Source organism: Leptospira abararensis, assembly GCF_016918735.1.
Lineage (GTDB): Bacteria > Spirochaetota > Leptospiria > Leptospirales > Leptospiraceae > Leptospira_A > Leptospira_A abararensis.
In genome coordinates this window covers 170,382-190,771 of record NZ_JAFFPR010000035.1, presented here as the reverse complement: position 1 = coordinate 190,771, position 20,390 = coordinate 170,382, and the positions used below count along the sequence as shown (strand labels likewise).

General features: G+C 39.2%; 20 protein-coding genes. 9 read left to right on the top strand and 11 right to left on the bottom strand.

Translation table 11 applies throughout. From position 1 onward, the window contains the following. The coding region (locus tag JWG40_RS11515; protein ID WP_205285939.1) for a hypothetical protein at positions 1-238 on the top strand (238 nt) is incomplete at its 5' end. 102 nt (positions 239-340) lie between these two features. On the opposite strand, the gene JWG40_RS11510 is transcribed toward JWG40_RS11515, so the two are convergent. From JWG40_RS11510 to sthA, 5 genes are all read right to left on the bottom strand, one after another. Beyond that, positions 341-760: a hypothetical protein gene (locus tag JWG40_RS11510; protein WP_205285938.1), complete on the bottom strand. Its 420-nt coding sequence runs from the start codon at positions 758-760 to the stop codon at positions 341-343. Positions 761-1,323: 563 nt separating this feature from the next. Beyond that, the gene (locus tag JWG40_RS11505) at positions 1,324-1,869 is read right to left on the bottom strand and encodes a HAMP domain-containing protein (RefSeq protein WP_205285937.1); all 546 of its coding nucleotides are present in this window, start codon (positions 1,867-1,869) and stop codon (positions 1,324-1,326) included. An 80-nt stretch (positions 1,870-1,949) separates the two neighbouring features. After that, on the bottom strand, positions 1,950-2,990 hold the full coding sequence (locus JWG40_RS11500) for a FecR family protein (protein ID WP_205285936.1): 1,041 nt from the start codon (positions 2,988-2,990) through the stop codon (positions 1,950-1,952). A 4-nt stretch (positions 2,991-2,994) separates the two neighbouring features. Further along, complete coding sequence (locus JWG40_RS11495) at positions 2,995-3,492, bottom strand: RNA polymerase sigma factor (protein WP_205285935.1); 498 nt, start codon at positions 3,490-3,492, stop codon at positions 2,995-2,997. 124 nt (positions 3,493-3,616) lie between these two features. Further along, positions 3,617-5,020, bottom strand: a complete 1,404-nt coding sequence (gene sthA / locus JWG40_RS11490; RefSeq protein WP_205285934.1) for a Si-specific NAD(P)(+) transhydrogenase — start codon at positions 5,018-5,020, stop codon at positions 3,617-3,619. Positions 5,021-5,193: 173 nt separating this feature from the next. On the opposite strand from sthA, the gene JWG40_RS11485 reads away from it, so the two are divergent. From JWG40_RS11485 to JWG40_RS11475, 3 genes are all read left to right on the top strand, one after another. Then, positions 5,194-7,965 (top strand): adenylate/guanylate cyclase domain-containing protein, encoded by a 2,772-nt coding sequence (locus JWG40_RS11485; protein WP_205285933.1) that lies wholly within the window; start codon positions 5,194-5,196, stop codon positions 7,963-7,965. 117 nt (positions 7,966-8,082) lie between these two features. Continuing rightward, positions 8,083-8,718, top strand: coding sequence for a peroxiredoxin (locus JWG40_RS11480; RefSeq protein WP_135660715.1), 636 nt, complete (start codon positions 8,083-8,085; stop codon positions 8,716-8,718). A gap of 51 nt (positions 8,719-8,769) precedes the next feature. Beyond that, complete coding sequence (locus tag JWG40_RS11475; RefSeq protein ID WP_205285932.1) at positions 8,770-9,186, top strand: OsmC family protein; 417 nt, start codon at positions 8,770-8,772, stop codon at positions 9,184-9,186. A gap of 2 nt (positions 9,187-9,188) precedes the next feature. Here the strand turns inward: JWG40_RS11475 and JWG40_RS11470 are convergent, their stop codons facing one another. The 3 genes from JWG40_RS11470 to dinB are packed head-to-tail and all read right to left on the bottom strand — an operon-like array spanning position 9,189 to position 11,782. Continuing rightward, positions 9,189-9,947 (bottom strand): DUF547 domain-containing protein, encoded by a 759-nt coding sequence (locus JWG40_RS11470; protein ID WP_205285931.1) that lies wholly within the window; start codon positions 9,945-9,947, stop codon positions 9,189-9,191. A gap of 53 nt (positions 9,948-10,000) precedes the next feature. Further along, positions 10,001-10,702 carry an alpha/beta hydrolase gene (locus tag JWG40_RS11465; RefSeq protein WP_205285930.1) on the bottom strand — a complete coding sequence of 234 codons (702 nt, stop codon included), beginning with the start codon at positions 10,700-10,702 and terminating at the stop codon, positions 10,001-10,003. 3 nt (positions 10,703-10,705) lie between these two features. Further along, positions 10,706-11,782 carry a DNA polymerase IV gene (gene dinB / locus JWG40_RS11460; RefSeq protein WP_205285929.1) on the bottom strand — a complete coding sequence of 359 codons (1,077 nt, stop codon included), beginning with the start codon at positions 11,780-11,782 and terminating at the stop codon, positions 10,706-10,708. A gap of 75 nt (positions 11,783-11,857) precedes the next feature. Between dinB and JWG40_RS11455 the strand changes: the two genes are divergently transcribed. Together JWG40_RS11455 and JWG40_RS11450 are read left to right on the top strand one after the other, a co-directional pair. Further along, the gene (locus tag JWG40_RS11455) at positions 11,858-12,991 is read left to right on the top strand and encodes a PP2C family protein-serine/threonine phosphatase (protein WP_205285928.1); all 1,134 of its coding nucleotides are present in this window, start codon (positions 11,858-11,860) and stop codon (positions 12,989-12,991) included. Further along, positions 12,988-14,988 carry a PAS domain-containing sensor histidine kinase gene (locus JWG40_RS11450; protein WP_205285927.1) on the top strand — a complete coding sequence of 667 codons (2,001 nt, stop codon included), beginning with the start codon at positions 12,988-12,990 and terminating at the stop codon, positions 14,986-14,988. Before JWG40_RS11455 ends, JWG40_RS11450 begins: the two co-directional genes overlap by 4 nt. Here JWG40_RS11450 and JWG40_RS11445 read toward each other — a convergent pair. After that, positions 14,972-15,367: an ExbD/TolR family protein gene (locus JWG40_RS11445; RefSeq protein ID WP_205285926.1), complete on the bottom strand. Its 396-nt coding sequence runs from the start codon at positions 15,365-15,367 to the stop codon at positions 14,972-14,974. The two genes, JWG40_RS11450 and JWG40_RS11445, sit on opposite strands and share 17 nt — an antisense overlap. Continuing rightward, the gene (locus JWG40_RS11440; RefSeq protein ID WP_205285925.1) at positions 15,364-15,828 is read right to left on the bottom strand and encodes a MotA/TolQ/ExbB proton channel family protein; all 465 of its coding nucleotides are present in this window, start codon (positions 15,826-15,828) and stop codon (positions 15,364-15,366) included. The genes JWG40_RS11445 and JWG40_RS11440 overlap by 4 nt, the downstream gene beginning before the upstream one ends. A 16-nt stretch (positions 15,829-15,844) precedes the next feature. Here JWG40_RS11440 and JWG40_RS11435 point away from each other — a divergent pair, with 16 nt between their 5' ends. The 3 genes from JWG40_RS11435 (at position 15,845) to JWG40_RS11425 (ending at position 19,986) form a co-directional block, all read left to right on the top strand. Next, entirely contained in the window at positions 15,845-16,570 is a 726-nt protein-coding gene (locus JWG40_RS11435; RefSeq protein ID WP_205285950.1) for a ubiquinone/menaquinone biosynthesis methyltransferase, read from the top strand. Between the two features lie 178 nt (positions 16,571-16,748). Continuing rightward, positions 16,749-18,518 (top strand): LruC domain-containing protein, encoded by a 1,770-nt coding sequence (locus JWG40_RS11430; protein ID WP_205285924.1) that lies wholly within the window; start codon positions 16,749-16,751, stop codon positions 18,516-18,518. A 64-nt stretch (positions 18,519-18,582) separates the two neighbouring features. Beyond that, complete coding sequence (locus tag JWG40_RS11425; RefSeq protein WP_205285923.1) at positions 18,583-19,986, top strand: non-ribosomal peptide synthetase; 1,404 nt, start codon at positions 18,583-18,585, stop codon at positions 19,984-19,986. A gap of 5 nt (positions 19,987-19,991) precedes the next feature. On the opposite strand, the gene JWG40_RS11420 is transcribed toward JWG40_RS11425, so the two are convergent. After that, positions 19,992-20,363, bottom strand: a complete 372-nt coding sequence (locus JWG40_RS11420) for a PAS domain-containing protein (RefSeq protein ID WP_205285922.1) — start codon at positions 20,361-20,363, stop codon at positions 19,992-19,994. Between the last annotated feature and the right edge of the window lie 27 nt (positions 20,364-20,390).

The window sequence follows — 20,390 nt, the reverse complement described above, 5'->3', positions numbered from 1 at the left end:
TTCAATACGAGTGCCATATTGCCTCATAATTAATAGTATTCCAAATCAAAATAATGCTTCAAAAGTAAAAGTATTCGGATCTGATTATCCAGATCAAATGCGCCTCGCACCTGGATTTACGAATCAAAATCTAAAACAGGAAGCGATCCCGCTCTACGCTCCAATCTTTCCCTTTGGGAAAGGATTTTCGCTGCGATCGGTGACAGGACAATTGCGGATGACAAAGACTTCGATATGATACGTTGTATGAAGTATCATATTGAAAGAGATTTTGATTCATCGAAAATATTCTCATCAAAACAACGATGAATCAAAATCTCTATTTAGTCGTTGTTAGTAACTAAATGCAAGTAATAGCAGATGCGCTGATTTGGCAGTTCACGGTTTGTTTGTCGATGTTATACGAGAATGTAGAAGAACAAAGCGATGTAGCGCCAGAGAACGCTCGAACCGAATATTGAGTGTTCGATGAAAAACTACTAAAAAATGACTCGCTTCTATCGGGGATTGTATCACTAAAACTTGCAGTTCGCACTGCACTACCTGTACAGTTTGCTTCACTATGTACTGCTACGGTATAAGTTCCAACATTATTCACTGCTCCATTAACAGCAGTAATATGTAGAGTCCCTTTTACGGAAGAATTCACGAGTAAGTAAGAACAAACAATATCCTCTTCACAAGGTACATCTTTTTTCTTTTCACAATTTAAGAGCAGAAAGAATACTCCTAAAAATAACAAAACGTTAACTATTTTCATAAAACCCTTTAGTTAATTAAATTTAGCTACCGTAAAACAAATTACGATCCGAAGAAATATTGTTTTATCGGAAAACTTCGATCAGAGTAATTTTCAATTAGAACTAACGTCAAGATTTTTTATACTTTGCTATGACAAAAGTTATTGTATCATATCAAATTTTTTTAAAAAAAATACAAGATGATGCAATAATATGAATATAATGTTTTTTTGTTCTTCCATGTTAGCTGCAGTAAAATGGATATCCACAACGAATCTCAACTAACAGAGTAGAATCACAAAGACTAAACTTGCGGAGAATATAGGTTTGTGGGAAAATTAGTTTGGGTCGTGCGAACGTTTCATTTTTAATTCGGAAAAAGGCTTCGAATTATTTTGCTAAAGCAATCATCGCTGCCCAAAATATGAACAAACAGAAATAAAAAATTCGGAATTGAAAGTAGAAGTTGATAGACGAGGGAATTTATGTTAGGTGTGGTTTTGGGAAAGCCCACGAGCCCGCCTCCACCACCCTATTCAGGGCGGGGGCTCTTTGGGGGCCATGCGACATAGTTTTATTATGATTATTTCCTAGAACTATCGCCGACGCGTTTTTGAATCACTTCATTCAGCACTTCCACTAGTTCTTGGAACTCATCCCCTTTCCGGATTCGGATGGTTTCAATGGGTTCACCAGAAGCCATCCTTTGCAAAGAACGTTTGATGCTGAAAACGGGACCAGCCATCTTATGAGATTTAAAGACTGAAAACACTGTGATCAAAAGTAAGTACAAGACAGAAAGTGTGACTACTGCGTCAAATTGAATGGTATACATATTCAATTGGTGGTCATAGTTGGGGAGGTAAATTTCTCTAGGAACAAATTTATTTTTCAATTCGCTTGGAGTCGGTTCCTCATTTTCAACTTTCCAAAACACTGTTTGTGCATCTTGGCGAAGACGAAACACTGCCCCACCATCATACTTAGCTTGGTTCAACCAGTATAAAAAACCTAAAGTCACAAGAACCCCAGATATAAACAAAAGAGAATAATGAGCTAAAAACTTTAACTGGAATTCCTTATCGATGAGATAGTGAAAACGAAAGGTTTTTTTGTGATTTTGCGGCATGGCTTCCTTTAAGGTGTTCCCCTAGGGTGTTAGAGATGAGCCTCTCAGAAAAAGACAAAATTGTCAAAAACTTATAGAGATTAACGGATTTTTTCTGTTTCTAAAATCTTTTGGATCGGGATTTCGATAAGACCTTCCAATCCTTGGAAATGTAGATGCGTTTCCGACTGACCAAGGATCACTCCTCGGTATTCCGTTCCATCTTCCAATCGTACAAGTTCTAATCTAGCATGTTCTTCGTAAAGCAGAGACTCACGAGCCAGTATGGTTTGCGTTTGGAATGCTTTGAGTTCCTTATCTTCTTTGGAATTTAAAGGGATTGCAGCTACTGATAGTGCTTCTCCTAGTTTTACAACCGTTTGTTGTTTTGAAGTTAAAATAAGATCATCGACTGCAACGGAACCTTCGCGCACTGCCACCACTTCGGACTTCCCATCAAATTGGACACTGAATACAGTTCCTCTAACCTGCGTAAGATGTTCTCCCGCTTGGACAACAAACTGGCTGTCTTTAGAAAGTTTGGAGACAGAGGCAAATAATTTACCTTTTTTTACAGAAAACTTTTGAGATTGAGCCTCATTTGTTTTTTCAATCAGATCTAAAACCACTTCTGAATTGGGAGTAATCCGCATCCAAGAACCAGTTTCAAAATCTATATCGATTTGAGAAGACCCTTCCGTAATGACCACATCTCCCGATGCCAGTTGGTATTTTTTCACCAGAGGGACAGGGTTAGAACTCCCTTGCGGTAGGACAGAAACCTTTCCTTTTACAGAAGAAACTATAACCTTCAAAGGAGAAACCGTCTGGGTTGTTTTTTTAGCAGAAGGAGCCAACGCCAGTTCGGAATTTTTTGTTTGGGATGGATTTAGGAAAAAAACAAAAAACAGTGTTGCCGCAAGCGACAAAGCCGACCCACCAACAAGGGCAAGACCCATGGGTTTACGGAAAAAAGAAATAACATTGGATCTAGGAACTTGGTTTGGATTGTATTCGAATTGGATGTTTCGTTTCGATACTGTCTCCCAAGTAGGGAATTCTCTGGACTCGGTAACCTTTGCGGGTTTACGTAGGAGTTCTTCCCATTTAGCGATTGTATGTTGCTTATCAAATTCGTTCATTATACTAATCCGGTACCAGATTTTCTCTCTTAGCAATGGCTAACACCTTCTCTGTGGCCCGAATGACCAACCGAGAAGCGGTAGAAACCGAAACTCCCAAAACCTCAGCGATTTGAACCAGCTGAAATCCTTCCACATTTTTGAGTAACAAAGCAGACCGTTCATCTTCCGATAACTCGCCCAAAAAGGAATAGAGCCTATCTTCTAAATCTTGGTATTCTGCCTTCGTTTCGAGTTTAGGATTGTGGCTATGAAACTCGATCTCATCGGAGACAATCTCCCGTGTTGTAGAAAATTTTTTAGCATAATTGATAGATAAATTGCGGGCAATCGTGTACAAAACCATTACAGACTTCTCTTCCGAGAGACCGGCTTCGCCGTAGTGCTTATGGAAACTTAAGAAACTGTCTTGCATCAAATCCATTGCCGTGTCCGCGTTTTGAGTGTACTTGTAAAGGAAGTCATAAATACGCTTATGGCTTCTTTCATAAATTTGACTCATAGAGACAGCTTTGTCTGACACAATCTTGTATGTGTTGGTAAAACCGAGTCTCTGACAAGTAAAATCCCGTTCCTCTCTATAAAAGTAAACAACCGGAACAGGTCAGATTCTCAAGGTATCCGGATTATTTTTCTCTTAAAAGGGCATCATTAGCCGCATTTTTATAGGCACCGATCATGGTTGGATAGTTGAAAATGTGTTCGGTGAAGTACTCAATGGGAGCTTTGAGATTCACCACACATTGTCCAAGAGCAATAAGCTCTGTTGCTTTGTCCGAAATGATATGAACTCCAAGAACTCGCCTTGTTTGTTTATCAAAAAGAATTTTTAAAAGTCCAACTTGGTCTCCGCTGATTTGAGCACGGGTGATGGTATCAAAACGAGCCATCCCCACTCCATAATTGACTCCACGGGCTTTTAACGCTTCTTCTGTTGGTCCAATGGTTGCAATTTCTGGTAAGGTATAGATTCCGATAGGAAACTCTTCGGCGTCTACAGGGGCAGAAGAATGACCAAACATATGTTTTGCGACATAAGCTCCTTGGTACATGGAAACAGAGGCCAAACTAGGAAACCCGATGACATCCCCACAGGCGTAAATATTCGAAACATTTGTTTGATAGTGTTCGTTTACTAAAATTTGTTTTCTGTCATTGGGTGTTATACCCACAGATTCCAAACCTAAATTGTCTACATTTCCTAAACGCCCACGAGAGATCAGCACCTGATTGACACGAACCGCTTCACCTCTGTTAGTTGTGAGTTCGAACCCTTCGTCGTTTGGTAGTTTATGATACTTTGTAATCGAAGAGTCTACATGGATCGAAATTCCCGATTGTTGCATAATGCCAGTCATTTCATTCGAAATATCTTCATCTAAAAAACCAAGGATCCTACTTTGTGAATCGAATAGATGAACTTGCACTCCGATATGTGCAAAGATAGTTGCGTATTCCGATCCAATGATTCCGGCACCTACTACTGCCAAGGATGTAGGCATTTTTTTCATAGCAAAAAGTCCATCGCTATCGTAAATCAATCCATCTTCAAAAGGGATGTTTTCGTTTGTGGGCCTACGAGGACTACTCCCAGTTGCAATTAAAATGTTTTCAGTTTCGTAGACTTTTTTTCTTCCCGCAGAGTCTGTGACCTCTACATGGTTAGCGTCCACAATTTGTCCCCAACCGGTAAGTGTTGTGACACGGTTTTGGATCATTTGTTCGCGGGTGACATCTTCTTCCTTTTCGATCACAGTAGAGGCACGAAACATAAGTTCTTGTAATGTTAGTGTTGCCGTTTGTGGGGATTGTAATCCGTGAAGTTTAGACAACTTTAAGTTCCTGTAGAACCGACTGGTTTCTTGTAAGGATTTGGAAGGGATGGTTCCATAGTGGACACAACCGCCACCCAAGTAAGGGTCTTTTTCTATGATGGCTGCTTTTTTTCCCATTTTGCTTGCTTGGATAGCAGCTTTTTGTGCGGCAGGACCGCCCCCGATGGCGAGTAAATCAAATCGATTGATGGACATTTGCTAAAAAAACAATACGAACGAATTGAAAAATAGCAAGCAAAATTGAAAGAACAAACTTACATTGGGTTCTTTCCATTTTTCGCCTAACAAAGTACTACATGAAATACAAAATATCTTGCTTTCGGAGCTCATAGTCTCATGTTTCAGCTATCCCTATGGAATTCTTTAAAATGGTCCAATCCGGGCTCATCTCCGCCTGGAAAATCCTTTCCGAAGGAATTAGAGCTAAACTTGCTTGGTTTACAGGCACCCTAATCGCCTTAACAATTCTTCTACTTTCCATCATTACCGTCCGCCAACAAACAGCCATCCTTTCGGAAAGTTATGAAAAACAGGCTGCTGTCTCCAAAAATTTTATCGCTAGTTTGGTAATGGAGATTGAGAATATATCGCAAAACTTAATCCGCATTGAAGAATTCAAATCCAGGATAGAGAGACAAAGAGAAGAACTAAAAAAATACCGAACTGCCAAAGTAGTGACCAAAAAAAAGACGGTTTCTGTGTTTGGATTCCAAACCAATCTGTTTGGATCTTTAGGAACATCCAAGGTAGTCAAGAAGGTAGATACATTTTTTTCCGTGTATTTAACCAAAGATGATGTGGATGTTTTGGAACGAGAGATCCGCCACCAACTAAAGGAAGCAGCAGGTAGAAATATTAGTGAAAGGGAATGGAACACTTTGGAAGGTCTTGCCTCTTCTTATGTTCGCAACGAAGAAAAGTATTTAGAGGCCCAAAAACAAACACCTCCAGAAGACCCAGATGCTAAACTCAATTGGGAAACCAATCTTAAAAATCTAAAAAAAGAAATACGAAATCATAAATCACAACTCGACCTTTTCATCGCAAAGTTCTATGCTGATTCCAAAAAACGCAAACTGGAAGAACTGGGTCTCGACACCCAACTCTTTCGAATCCAGACCTTCCCTCAATCGGCAATGATTCCAGGAGAAACTTCACTTGCTTCCTTTGATACACAAATCATCGACAATACCTCTCCGCTAGCACAAATCGATCAGTTTGATCAAATGGAGGAAAGTTTGGTGGAGTCCTTCCAACGTTTGTCAGATGTAATTTCTGCTTTAGACGAAGATGCAAAACAATATGTTTATGAATGGGAAGACAGAGAAATCCAAGCATTACATTCTCCACTTTTCCGTCACCAAAACTCTACAACACGTGCTTTCCATTTAGTGAGCGTACAATCAAAATTAGGCGACTACCGAGAAGTTATCAAAGAAGACTACCGAATCACAAACGAACTTTCGGAACTGATCCCGAAACTGAGAGAACGCATCCAATTCTTAAAAAATGCAAAACCACCGATTCCGCCAGCAAAGGACAAACTTTTTACTAGTTTTTATAAATCCTACAAGGAACTCATTGAAGCAAGAGACCAGATCTTTGATGCGGTAACCACAAACTACCCAATCCCTCCAGAAAATTGGGAAAAAATTGAATCCTTAAGAAGTTTACGTGATGTGGCCTTGGAAGATTGGATTTTGATGAAATTCAAAACCGATCCCACCGAATACGAACGTTATTACCAAGATCCAGAATCCAGAGAAACACAAAGGAACCGCTGGAAGGCCATTCGAAAATGGATTGTTACTGCTGAACAAGAAACTCCCACAAAAGAATTAAAAAAACTTTTTCCTGATGGAAGTTTTGGCCACTCCCGAAGTGAATCAGAAGAAATTATGTGGAAGTTGGATGGAACCCATCTTTTGGAATCAGAAAATGTTCCAAACTTGGTATTACGTGATAATTTTTCAGGACTCATTCGAACCCTTGTGGATAGAACCGATGGGATCCGGGCCATCAAAGACAATAGAAATCAAATTGTGCTTTCTGCCATTACGATCTGTTTGGTGGCAATCCTATTTGCAATCTTTATCTCGGGTGTGGTAGTTCAAAAAATTCGAAAGATCATTCGCAGCGCTGAAGATGTAGGTCAAGGAAATCTTCATGTCCATTTTGATGATGGTGGGAACGATGAATTTGGAAATCTTACTGTGGCACTCAACCAGATGGTTTCTGGACTGAAAGAACGAGAAAAGATGCGCGGAGTTCTTGGAAGTATGGTAGATCCCGTTGTGGTAGGTGAAGCTCTAAAAGACTTAGAAAAACTAAAACAAGGGAGTGAAAAAATCATCACTGCCTTCTTTTCTGATATTGCGGGTTTTAGTGCTATTTCTGAAAAACTAAATTCTAAGGAACTTGCCAATTTACTGAACGAATATCTATCTGCGATGACTATCATTTTAAAACACCATGATGGAGTTTTGGATAAATACATCGGGGATGCCATCGTTGGGATTTTTAATGCACCTTTGGATGTGGAAAACCATTGTATGAAAGCAGTTTCTGCCAGTGTCGAAATGCGAGACAAATTAGAAGTTCTGAAAGAGGAATGGATAAGGAATAATCGATACATCCCCGAAGCCCATATGATGAAGTTTCGAATTGGACTAAACATGGGTTATGCGAAGGTTGGATTTATGGGAACGGACGCCCTAGCCTCTTATACGATGATGGGAGATACCGTTAATCTTGCAGCAAGACTTGAGGCAGCAGGAAAAGACTATGGGGTTTGTATTTTAGTTTCTGAGTTTGTTCATGATGAAGTGAAAGATCATTTTTTCACTCGGAAATTGGATATTGTTCGTGTGAAAGGAAAAACCAAACCAGTCACTCTTTATGAAGTTCGCACCAAAAAAGGGGACGAAACAGCAGCTGACCGCCAATTTGTCGAGGCCTATGAAGCTGCCCTATTCTCTTATTTGAACCGTAAATTCGAGGACGCAGGTAAAAAATTCTACACCCTACTTACCACAAATGGGGATGAAGCCTGTAAACTCCTCTGGGAACGTTGCCAATACTATCTAGAGACTCCGCCAGAACCAGATTGGGACGGAGCTTTTACTAGAACAAAAAAGTAAGGAATCTGCGAATTATTTCAATAAAATGGAAACTTCATCCAATAAAGCATAACAATTTCTTGCGTTTTTAGACAAGATTTCTAAATTGGGAACAACTGATCTTATAGGAGACAAATCATGGCACTACGTTTAGGTGATGAAGCACCCAATTTCCAAGCGGAAACCTCTGAAGGCAAAATTGACTTTCATGAATATTTAGGACAAGGTTGGGGGATTTTGTTTTCTCACCCCAAAGACTACACACCAGTTTGTACAACCGAACTTGGTTATGTAGCAAAAATCAAACCAGAGTTCGAAAAACGCAATGTGAAAGTGATCGCACTTTCTGTTGACCCAGTGGACAGCCACAAAGGTTGGATCTCCGATATCAACGAAACACAAGGAACCATAGTCAACTATCCTATCATTGCCGATGCCGATCGTAAAGTATCTAATCTTTATGATATGATTCACCCCAATGCTAGTGAAACAACTACAGTTCGTTCGGTATTTGTTGTAGGGCCAGATAAAAAAGTGAAATTAACTCTCACCTACCCTGCCTCCACGGGAAGAAACTTTGACGAACTTTTACGTGTGATTGACTCTTTACAACTTACTTCTCAGTTTAGCGTAGCAACTCCTGCCAACTGGAAAGACGGAGAAGATACAATCATCGTTCCATCCGTTTCTGACGAAGATGCAAAGAAAAAATTCCCAAAAGGATTTCGCACCATCAAACCTTATTTACGTTACACTCCACAACCAAATAAGTAGTATTTAAAAGCGGGTCTTTGGCCCGCTTTGCTCTTTTGTTTTTTAAAATTTATGAACATCAAACTGAATCGAATTGAATCCCCTTATGTTTTGGAAGCTCGGAACGAATCTGGAAACTCCATTCGTATCGATGCTTCCCCTGAGATCGGTGGTAAAAATTCTGGGACAAGGCCTATGGAACTTTTGATTATGGGACTTGCCGGTTGCAGTAGTATTGATGTTCTCATGATTCTAAACAAACACAGAATCGAAGTGAAAGATTACTCTGTGGAAGTGGATGCGGATCGCGAAAAAGTCGAAGAAGCCAATCTCTTTAAAAACATTCATATGAAATTTAAAGTAAAAGGTGACTTTAAAGAAGAACAAGTGAAACGTGCGATTGACCTCAGTTTAGAAAAATACTGTTCTGTTGCCAAAACACTGGAAAAAACGGCAAAGATCACGTATGAATTGGAGTTAGTCTCTTAATTTTATTTCAATTCGTTTAAATCCCAACTGTATTCATTGTAAACAATCTTTGCGTCTGGTTTGATTGGTTCTTCAAACCCTTCTTGTACATATTGGATGAGGGTTGTTTTTTTAGTGAAATCAGATTGAAACCAATTAAAAATTTTACTCAAGTACAAAGTGTTCGTTGTTTTATCATAAGAATTCTTTTTTGGATTTTTTAAGAAACCAAGTTTTGCTGATTGGAGTTGTTTCTCTAACGCGTTCGGTGTGTAAGCTTCTGAAATCAAATGCGGACAACCGATGGAAGCACAAACAATTGCAAAATGGATTCTTGGTTCATTGAAGTCTTTTCGTAACTTTTCATGTTCAATCCAATCCAAGTGCCTTGATTTTCCAAGTAGGGAAAAGAATTCTTTTTTCCAAGGAATCCCGCGAGCTAAATTGATTTTGGAAAAAGGAGATCCAATTTCTGTGATACTTTCCACAGGATAGTGGTCGAGAATCAATTTGATCGTAAAAGCATTATAAGCGTTGATGAGAAAACTTTGTTTTTCTTTTTCTGTGAAACCCTGGTACTGGGCTTCAGATACTTTGGAAAGAGTTTCTAGGTATTGGCGAAAGTTAACTTCTTCCGATTGGATTCCCTTATAGGAAACCAGTCCATTTTTTACATTCTTTTTAAGAAGTGAGTCCCAAACCAAATGTTTGTGATCGAACCCTTCGGCAGAGATTCCTTGCCACAAACCAAAACAAAGAAATGTAATTAGAAACTGTTTCATAATGACCATCCACTGACTTAGACTGATCCAAACCGGTTTGCCAACGAGAATTTTTAAGACAAACTATTCAAATAACGACTGATCCCTTGGATGACGGGTGCCGGAATTTCATGGCCACCATTAAAAGCGACGAATTCACCAAGAAGTCCCGAGTTACGAAGTAACTTTTCTAATTTTTTGGCGTTCGCATAACCAAGGATAGGATCAAATTCACCGTGCGATTGGAAAAATCGTAAAATTGATTTTTTGGGTGCTAACTCTTTCCAAAGAGATTCATTGACAAGTGCCCCAGAAAGGATCATAAGGCCCTTGGAGATTTCCTCTTTTCTAAGAGTTAGGTCTGTGGCAAGCATAGCACCTTGTGAAAACCCACCCAATATTAGTTGGTTCCAAGGAACTTCAAGAGCATCTAACATTAGATATGCTGCCTGACGTGCAACATCCATTCCTTCGGGATCTTTGTTGGCAAAATTCCTGAAATCATTTTTCCGAATGGCTTCTTCCAGAGCAGCCATATCAATCGGAAACCAGGCCCGCCCCGAATACCCTGGCATAAGAGGAATACTCAAATGTCCGTGCGGAAATACCCAGTTGAATTTTTGATCTGTGACTAATACTTCATGGATGGGATATAAATCAAAAGCACTAGCACCATAACCGTGAAATAATACTACAGTAGGGGCATCTGGGTCCCCTTGGACACGTAGTACTTTTAAAGGCCCGAGAGATTCTAAATCGTTGTCGTTATCTAACATAGTTTAACCGAAGAGTGAAGGTTGGTCCTGATTGATTTCATCTGAAGTAAAGTTGGTAACGGAAATTCCTAAAAGTCGAATTTTTTTGAATGGATCGGCGTTTTCTTTCCAAACATTTGCCAACAAATTCGAGGATTGTTGGAAAAGATTGTCTGCCAAGTAGAAAATAGAATCGGATGAAATAGATTTTTGTTTCACGGTAAAATCTTCAAATTTGATTTTTAAAGTGAGTGTTTTGCCTTGTTTGTTTTTACGGCTCATTCTTTCTTCTAATTCTTTAGATAGGGTCTCCAAGGTAAGTAATAAATAAGCAAAGTCTTCCGAATCATGTGTAAAAGTAGTTTCCACACCAATTGATTTGGGATCTCGAAAAGGGATCACATCCCGATCATCAAGTCCCCTTGTCATTCGATAAAAAACAGCACCCATTTTTCCAAATTCTTGAACTAAAAATGATTCCTCTGCTTTCCTTAGTTCCGATCCCTTAGTAAATCCCAAAAGAGAGAGTCTTTCATAAGTTTTTTTCCCAATCCCATGAAAGCTGTATAATGGTAGATCATCCAAAAATTTTTCTTCATCTCCAGGAAGAACCACATAGAGTCCGTTAGGTTTATTTTTTTCAGAAGCCATTTTTGCCAAAAATTTATTTTGAGCAACTCCCGCAGAACAAGTGAGACCAGTTCGTTCAAAGATTTTTTTCCTAATTTCTTTTGCAATTGTACTCGCAAGAGGAATATCTAATTTATTGACTGTGACATCCAAGTAAGCTTCATCCAAAGAAAGCGGTTCTACCAAATCGGTGTATTCCAAAAAGATGGACCTAATTTTTTTAGAAACTGCTTTGTATACTTCAAACCTTGGCGGTGTAAAAATAGCTTCCGGACAAAGTTTATATGCCTGAAAACAAGGAATGGCAGACCGAACCCCAAATTTTCTCGCTTCATAACTGGCAGCACAGACCACTCCTCTAGAATGCGGAGAACCACCAACCACAACAGGTTTCCCTCGCATTTCAGGAAAGTCTCTTTGTTCCACTGATGCATAAAACGCGTCCATGTCGATGTGGATGATCTTTTTCATTTCTCTATCTTAGAGAATCAAACTAGATTAAAAATCTCTTGCCAAATGTTTTTTGCACCGAATCCTTCATGAATTGTGCACACAAAACACGCGGCGAAAATTTTGGTCGTCGATGATAACGAAACCAATATTGAAATTATCACTCATATTTTACTAAACCAAGGGTATGAAGTGGCGGTGGCCTATGATGGCGAATATGCCTTAGAACTTGCGGAAGCACTTGATTTTGACTTAATTTTACTCGACATTTTATTGCCCGGAATCAGTGGACTTGATGTCGCCAAACGATTGCTTGCTACCGATCGCTCCAAAAACACCCCCATTCTCTTTTTATCCGCATTGAATGAAACCTGTGACATTGTGAAAGGACTAGAAACGGGTGCGGTTGATTACATAACCAAACCCTTTCAAGAATCAGAAATTTTAGCCAGAATCCGAACCCATATCAAGATCAAAACTCTTGAAAAAGAAAGAATCGATCTTTTACAGGCCATCCAAAAAGATTTGGAACTTGCAAAAGCTAACCAGGAAAATTTAGTCAGTTTTCAGTTCCCACCTTCTCCACTGTATCAAATTTATACTTCCTACAAACCTATGGACTTAGTTGGAGGGGACCTAATCACCTACGATCTGTTACCTTCCGGAGATTTAGATATTTTATTTGGGGACGTAACTGGTCATGGAATTGCAGCAGCGATGGTATCCCTTATGGCAATCATCACTTTCAAAACTATGGACAAATCCTTTCTATCACCTAGCGAAAGTTTATATTGGATTCATAGTACTCTTACTCCACTGATTAGTACGCATTTTATTAGTGCCATTTATATCCGATACAAAGCTGAAGAAAACCTTCTCTCCTACTCTATGGCAGGACACCATAATATGTTTTTAATTCGAGACCAAAAGATCATCAAACTCGGGACTAAAGGTTTTTGTCTCATGATGTTTCCTGACCAACTCAATGCGGAAAATGAAGACTTGTTTTTAAACTCAGGAGATAGGTTATTCTTATTTTCTGATGGAATGTTTGAAGTGCCTAATGAAAAGGAAGAGTATTTAGGAGACCAAAAATTTTCGGAACTTATTGAAAGTCGAATCCATCTCTCGGGAAGAGAATTCCTCGAATCCGTGCAGGAGGAAGTATTGGATTATTCTGGTGGAAAAGTAGCAGACGATATGACTATGTTACTTTTGGAAATTAAATGATTGATGAGTTTCTCACAATCCTGATTGCTTCTGGATTGTTGTTTGTAGGCTATTATTATCATAATGCATATAGGAGAGAGAGAAAATTAAGGTTAATCCTTTTCCGAAAAAACCTAAGTAATTCTGAAGAAATCGAACGCACCATCCGGGAAAAAGAAAAACAGTACCAAGATATTTATGATACAGCAAACTCTATCATCATTCGTTGGAGTCCTGATTTTAAAATTCATTCCATCAATCCCTACGCAGAAGAGTTCTTTCAAATTACGAGAGAAGTTGCCGAAGGAAAAGATGTAGTATTAGATTTATTTCAAATTCCTTTCGAAAAATCCAATGAAGTGAAATCCCAGTTATGGAATATTTTCCATAGACCAGAACAAAATATTCGGCAAGAATATGATGTGTTTATAGGAGAAAATGACAAACGAACCGTCACTTGGTCCAACCGTATTTTAAAAAATGAATTTGGGTACCCATACGAAGTATTGTCAATTGGAAACGACATCACAAATAGAAAGATTGCCGAAGAAAATTTAATGAAATCCTATGAACGGATTTTAGACCTCTATAACAATGCACCTTGCGGTTATCATTCCTTCGATAAAGACAATACGATTGTTTCTATCAACGACACCGAATTGGATTGGTTAGGTTATTCTAGAGAAGAGATTGTTGGGAACTATAAATTCAGTGACTTACTCACAGAAAGTAGCCAAGATAAATATAGACTGATTACAGATTCGTTCCCAAACGAAAACTTAACTGGTGTCGAATTAGAATTTGTAAGAAAAGACAGATCTACTTTTTTTGTTAGTTTAAATTCAACAGCCACTTACGACAAAGCTGGAAATTTTGTGATTAGTAAATCCACTGTCTTTGATATTACTGATCGCAAACTTGCTGAGGATAAATTAAACGATTATTCTCAAAAAATACAATTACAAAACAAACGATTACAAAAAGCCGTGGAAGCCGCCATCAAAGCAAATCGTTCCAAATCCGTTTTCTTTTCTAAAATTACACATGAGCTAAGAACTCCCCTTCATGCAGTGATTGGGTTTTCACAAATTTTAGAAAAAGATCCAAATCTTCCGAACCACCTAAAGGGTTATGTAAATTCTCTTTATGAAAACGGAGTCCATTTACTTGGAATGATTAATGATATTTTAGATCTATCAAAAATTGAAGCAGGGAAAATGACGGAATTCAGGGAACGATTTTCACTTGTTCAACTTTGGGACACTTTATTTTCCATGTTCTCTTATCGGTTTTCTGAAAAATCAATTAGTTTCGAACTCTTAAATCCAAGTGTTATTGAATCCTGTTATTACGAAGCTGATTTACAAAAAATACGCCAAATACTTGTTAATTTACTTGGAAATGCATTGAAGTTTACAAACCAAGGTTCTGTAAGTTTAGAAATAATTATCCAACGTACCCCAGAACATTCTTTCGATACAGTAAAATTCATTGTAAAAGATTCAGGAATTGGAATTCCCAATGACCAATTACATTCAATATTTGAAGCATTCCAACAAACAGAACAAGGAAGTTCCTACAAAGAAGGAACGGGACTTGGACTTTCCATCTGTCATCAGTTAGTTGAATTTCTAGGAGGTTCGATCCATGTGAAAAGTATCATTGGAGAAGGATCCGAATTCTGGTTTGAAATTCCTTTAACTCGCTTGGAAATCATTCCCGGAGAATTGGTTCAAAAATCAAAAATCGGCCCCGTACATACAAAAGAACTAGGAGAGACAACCAAACTGGAAGAGTCCGAAGAAGAGTTTGTACAAACTTTTTTAAACACATCGGCCCCAGAACTCAAACGAGAAATTTTGCAATTGATTCGGATTCAAAACTTTGGTCAACTCATCGGTGTCCTGGATACAATTATGACAGAGGATAAGGGAAAATATATCTTAGAACAAAAAGTAAAAAATAAAAAGTATAAATTTCTAATCGATTTGGTCCAGTCCTCTAATCCTTTAGAGTGACGATATCAACTTTTTGGTATCCTTTCGACTTTAATAAGTCCGTTACTAAAACAAAAGACTCAAATAAGGCTCTCTTATCGACTTCCAAAACGATGGAAGATCTCCCATCCTCATTTTTAGGAATGATGAGTGTTAGTGAGTCTTTTGGAGTCTCTTTTCCATCAAAAAAAATCGAACCTGAATGGTTAATTTGAATTTTGAATTTTGGAGATTTTTCGCCTATAGACTCCGTTTGTGTTTTGGGAAGGTCTAATTGCAAAGTTGATGTTGTTTCTGTAAACCTAACGGCTAACATTAAAAAAATTAATAAGATAAACAATACGTCAATGAGACTACTGATATCAATCGATGAATCCGAATTCGATTTACGGAGTTTCATTGGTTTTTAGAAAAGTCCTTTACCATAAGTTCCGAAATATAACGAATTTTGTTTTCGGCAAACCGATGAAAATACAGAGAAGGGATTGCAACAAGAAGGCCTGCGATTGTGGTATTCAAAGCATCTTTGATTCCACCAGCTAGCACCTCTAAGCTGACTTTCCCCTGAGCTTCCATGGCACCAAAAGCAGAGTTAATTCCTATCACTGTCCCAAGAAGACCGAGAAGCATGGAGAGAGAGGCAATGGTTGGCAACCAATGGATGGTCCTTTCCAAAGGAGAAAAGAACAATTCCAACTCTGCCTCCGTTGGTTCTTTAGGAAACAACCTAGAACGAAAATCCCTGTCCTCTAATTTCTTTAACCCGAGCACAATTCGAAAGAAAAAATAAAAGGAGGTAAGCGAAAAACAAAAAAGAAGAATAAAAATCAAAATTGCGGGAATTGAAAATGTCCAATTCATGGATGTATCGACCTCTATGAACCAATACCAACTGCCGTCCCAAGAAAAGAAACCGGAATATGTAAGAACTAATTTTGATGGAATCGCGAGGGCCTATGATAGGTTCAACGATTGGAATAGCTTTTTTCTCCATCGCATCTGGAAAGATTGGGTAGTGAGAGAGGCTAAAAAATCTGTCCCAGAAGCCAAATCCGCCTTAGACCTTTGTTGTGGGACAGGTGACATTGCCCTCAGGCTCTCGAAGGAACCAGGTCTCGAACAAATCGTTGGTCTTGATTTTTCCGAAAAGATGTTGTCTTTTGCCATCCACAAAATCCCAGAAGATCCAAGAGTCCAACTCCTCGTCGGGGATGCGATGGATCTCAGTCAATTCAAAGAGGGAAGTTTTGATATTGTGACTATGGGTTTTGGCCTCCGTAACGTCTCTGACATAAAGAAGTGCCTACTTGAAGTCAAACGTGTGTTAAAGAAAGATGGGGTTTTTGTGAATCTAGACGTAGGGCGAGTGAGACCAGCTTTTCTTAAAGTTTTTGCTGACTTTTATTTTTTCAAAATTGTCCCTCTCTTCGGGTATTTGCTTTATGGAAAGGAAAATGAGATGTTTGATTATCTCCCTCATTCTTCCAAAGCCTATCCTGACCAAGAGACCCTCGCAGGTATCCTTAGAGAACTGGGGTTCCAAAACATAAGGTTTCAAAACTTTGTATTCGGAAACGCAGTTGCCCATGTAGCTACAAATTAAAGTTTGTGGAAATCAAATTAGATTTATGTCTGATTTGATTTCTTTTTCGTTCTTTTTTTCAACCTTGTTCGTACATTCCCCCAAAAATCCAATGGATTTCCCTAAATTTTATGAAATCAACGTTGATTTTTTAAGTATTTTGTCGTTTAATTCCCTATAACAGGTAGGATATCTCAATATGAATCGATGGTTAGTTCTTTTATCAATTCCCCTTTTACTTCTGGATTGTTCCAATAAAAAGAAGGGTTTATTACTTCTCCCATTTTTGGGCTTAGGTGATGGGACCGCACAAGCGGCTACTTCCTCTGCTGATACTGGTGATGGCACGTTCACAGTCGTGGGACTAGAAACCACGGATCCGGGTCAAATCACTGCTCCCACAGCAACCCCAACTGATGGCGGAAATACCACAACCACACCGGGAACTGAGGTAACAACACCGACAGCTCCTGTTGCTTCCGCCCCAACGCCAGCACCAACAACGGTCAATAATGAAACAACAACTGCAGTTGTAGACCAAACCAATGGTGGCAGCTTTAATTTTGAAACCAATATCACAGTTCCCGTAACTGTCGTCGTGGAAAACGAATCGGGTCCGGTTGCCAATGCACCTGTGACCGTTACAGAAACCACAACTACTGGAGACCCCAATGTGGTCGGAGTGGGAACTACCGATTCCAATGGATCCGTTACCATTCCTATCAGTGTACCACCAACAGTAACCACTGTCGAAATCAGTGTGATTGGTGTGAACCCAACAACGGGGGAAGTTGTGGAGATTACAGGATCTGCTCCCGTTCAACAACCATCCACCGGCTCTGGATCCGAAGGAACTGTAGTGGTTGCTCCTGTTGTCAATGTTGAGACAACCAACTTCCAACCTGTAAACGGTTGTGTGCAATCAGTTGATTCCGATTGCGATGGAATTGCGAATGTTTATGATGAGTTTCCTGAGGATCCAAGTCTTGCATCCACAGCACGTTCCGGTCGATACACGATTGCTTTCGAAGACATGTATCCATCAGCAGGAGATGCCGACTTAAATGACCACTCCACTGTATTTAGCACAGAGATGGACAAAACTCCAACAAACAAGGTGAAGGTCATTCGCGGCACTTATACCCATGTGGCAAAAGGGGCAGGATACAATCACGAACTCAGACTCTCTTTGGATGTTCCGACAAATGCAACGGTCCAAGTGAGTTATGTAGATGGAAGTGGAAATCCATGGAGTGGATGTGCTTCTGCATCCAAATACACTGCCAATGTAGCTGGAGATTGTACTGGTGGGACTTTGAACGCAGAGCAACTCAAACGAGGAGTCCTCATCCTTCCTAGTTCTGACAAAACACTTTTCGGTAGTAAAAATGCTCCGAATGCAGGATCTACTTTTACGATCAATGATTTCGTTCGTGGAGTGACTGCACAAGTTACCATAACTTTTGATGAACCAGTCGATTTGAATGAAACTAAAAATCTAGTGGGTGGACATTTGAACTACTTCCTTGCGATCAACCAAAAGACAGATGGAGTGTTCAGACAAATCTATCGTCCTGGTTACTTTAAGGATAATAAGGGAAAAGATTCCTTTATCGATAAAAATGGCTTCCCATGGGCCATCATTGTTCCGGGAGTTTTTAACCACCCAACAGAAGGTAATGACATTCGTAAACCTTCCACTTCTGGTTATATCTTCTTTAACTCTTGGATGCACTCCAATGGCGTGGCTCATAAAGATTGGTATCTCCATATTGATCAAATTCCAGCGCCAAACCGCCCTTCGTATGTGGTTCGAGTGAGTGATTTTTATGCTGACAATGGTTTTTCTGCCTACCTAATCAAAGCAGTTCGTAAAAACGCTTTGGAAGTTTCGGCAAGTTTGATTGTAGTGGGAGCTGCCCTCGGGTTCCTTATGAAAAAACGATTGGAAAAACAACAATCTGCGTAAATAGCACTACCTGCCTTTTCAAGAAATCCTTCCTTCATTCTATGGGGGGAGGATTTTTTGTTTCATGACCTCTGTCCTTCGATTTGCAAACAATGAGTATTTCCTTTCCGGAAACTTTGAATCTGATTTAGAATCCCAAAATCCAATCCTTGTGGATCCACTCTGGAAAGGAACCAAACTCGAAGCTCATTTAGACCAATTCCCTCTCCCTTCGCTCACGTCCGCTAAATCCTTTTGTCTGGTCACGTCCGGGTCCACAGGACTACCGAAAATGGTATGGAAAGAATGGGAAGAAATCGAAAAAGAAATTTCTTATTGGGCCAGTAATCCTGAAATTCGATCCCTTTATGTGGAGTCCGATAAGGTCCATGTGCAAGTCCCCCTCTGTCATCTTTATGGATTACTTTGGGGTTATTTGTTACCCAAACAATTAGGTGTTCCCATTGATTGTGACATCACTCTCACTGAAAAAAATCTTTGGATCAGTTCTGCACCAAAACTCCAGTCCGCACTCGTACAAAATAGGCCACTCCCACAGAATGCTGTGGTTTCTGGAATGAAATTCCCTGTGCCACTATCTCGAACTCTGCGTGACCGTGGAGGGATTTCTATATTGGAAATCTATGGATCCACAGAAACAGGAGGAATTGGTTCCAGAGACCCTTTGAGGCAAAACAGGTTCCAGTTACTTCCAGGATTAAAAACAAAGTTTCAAACTTTAGAAGGATTAGATGAAACGGAACTCCAAATTCAAAGTCCTTTTCTTTCGCAGAAATCCTTTGTGTTGACAGACCAAGGTTGGACCAAAGAGGAAATACCAGCTAACGAATACTATTCGACAGGAGATTTAGGGAATTGGTCGGAACTTGGATGGTATCTTTTAGGAAGAAAAGATAGGATCATCAAACATAGTGGGAAAAGAGTTTCTTTAGATCGGATTGAATCAGAAATCCTCGGGCTTTCTCTAGAAGGTGAATTTTTTTGTGTCCCTGTCTTCGATGATTTTGGACAAACGATTGGGCTGTTTTCAACAGGAACTTTAACTACATCGGAAATATTGCAAATTTTACGAAGGGAGTTGCCAGATAGCCATGTACCCAGGGTAGTGCTAACAAATATTACGATACCAAAACTACCCAATGGAAAGCCAGACTACCCCACCATCACAAAACTTTGTAACGAGGAATACCAACGGATCCAAAACCGAATGGCAAAGATTTCGAAACCAATCGATTCTCATTCCAGTATTCTAGAAATTTTAGAATCCATCCTTGGAAGAAAACCAGATCCCGATAAACATTTAATTTACGATTATGGAATGGATTCGATTCAATATACTGATTTAATTCTGAAATTAGAAAAAAAAATAGAACATAAAATCCCAGAAGAGGATAAACAAACCAGTTACTTTGTCAGCCTTTCTGGGATTGAAGAATATATTAAAGAAAAACTCTATTTATTAAGATGAAATCCCTATCTTAATTTGACAAATATCCAATTGGAATCGGATGTTTTATCGTGATACAAATGGATCACAACGTTTGTCGGTTTCATCTTATATGTGAATACATAATTGAAAGCGATGTCTAAGTCTCCAGTTACCATCCCTTCTTTAAACCTTCCATAAAAAATTCTGTTATTAGTACAAATGGCTACTTCTGTGAAAAAGTTTTTCCCCACTGCAGTTTGGATGGGCACATTTGCGAGTTCTGATTCATATTTGTTATACAACAGGATTTTTCCAGTTCCATCCACCTTTACAATTCCAAAGGCAGCTGCATCCGCTTCCGCTTGTGTCAATGTTCCTAATTTGCTAAGAATATTCGGGTCTATAAATTTACTCATTAATTTAGTTCCTAATTGAAATTTGTT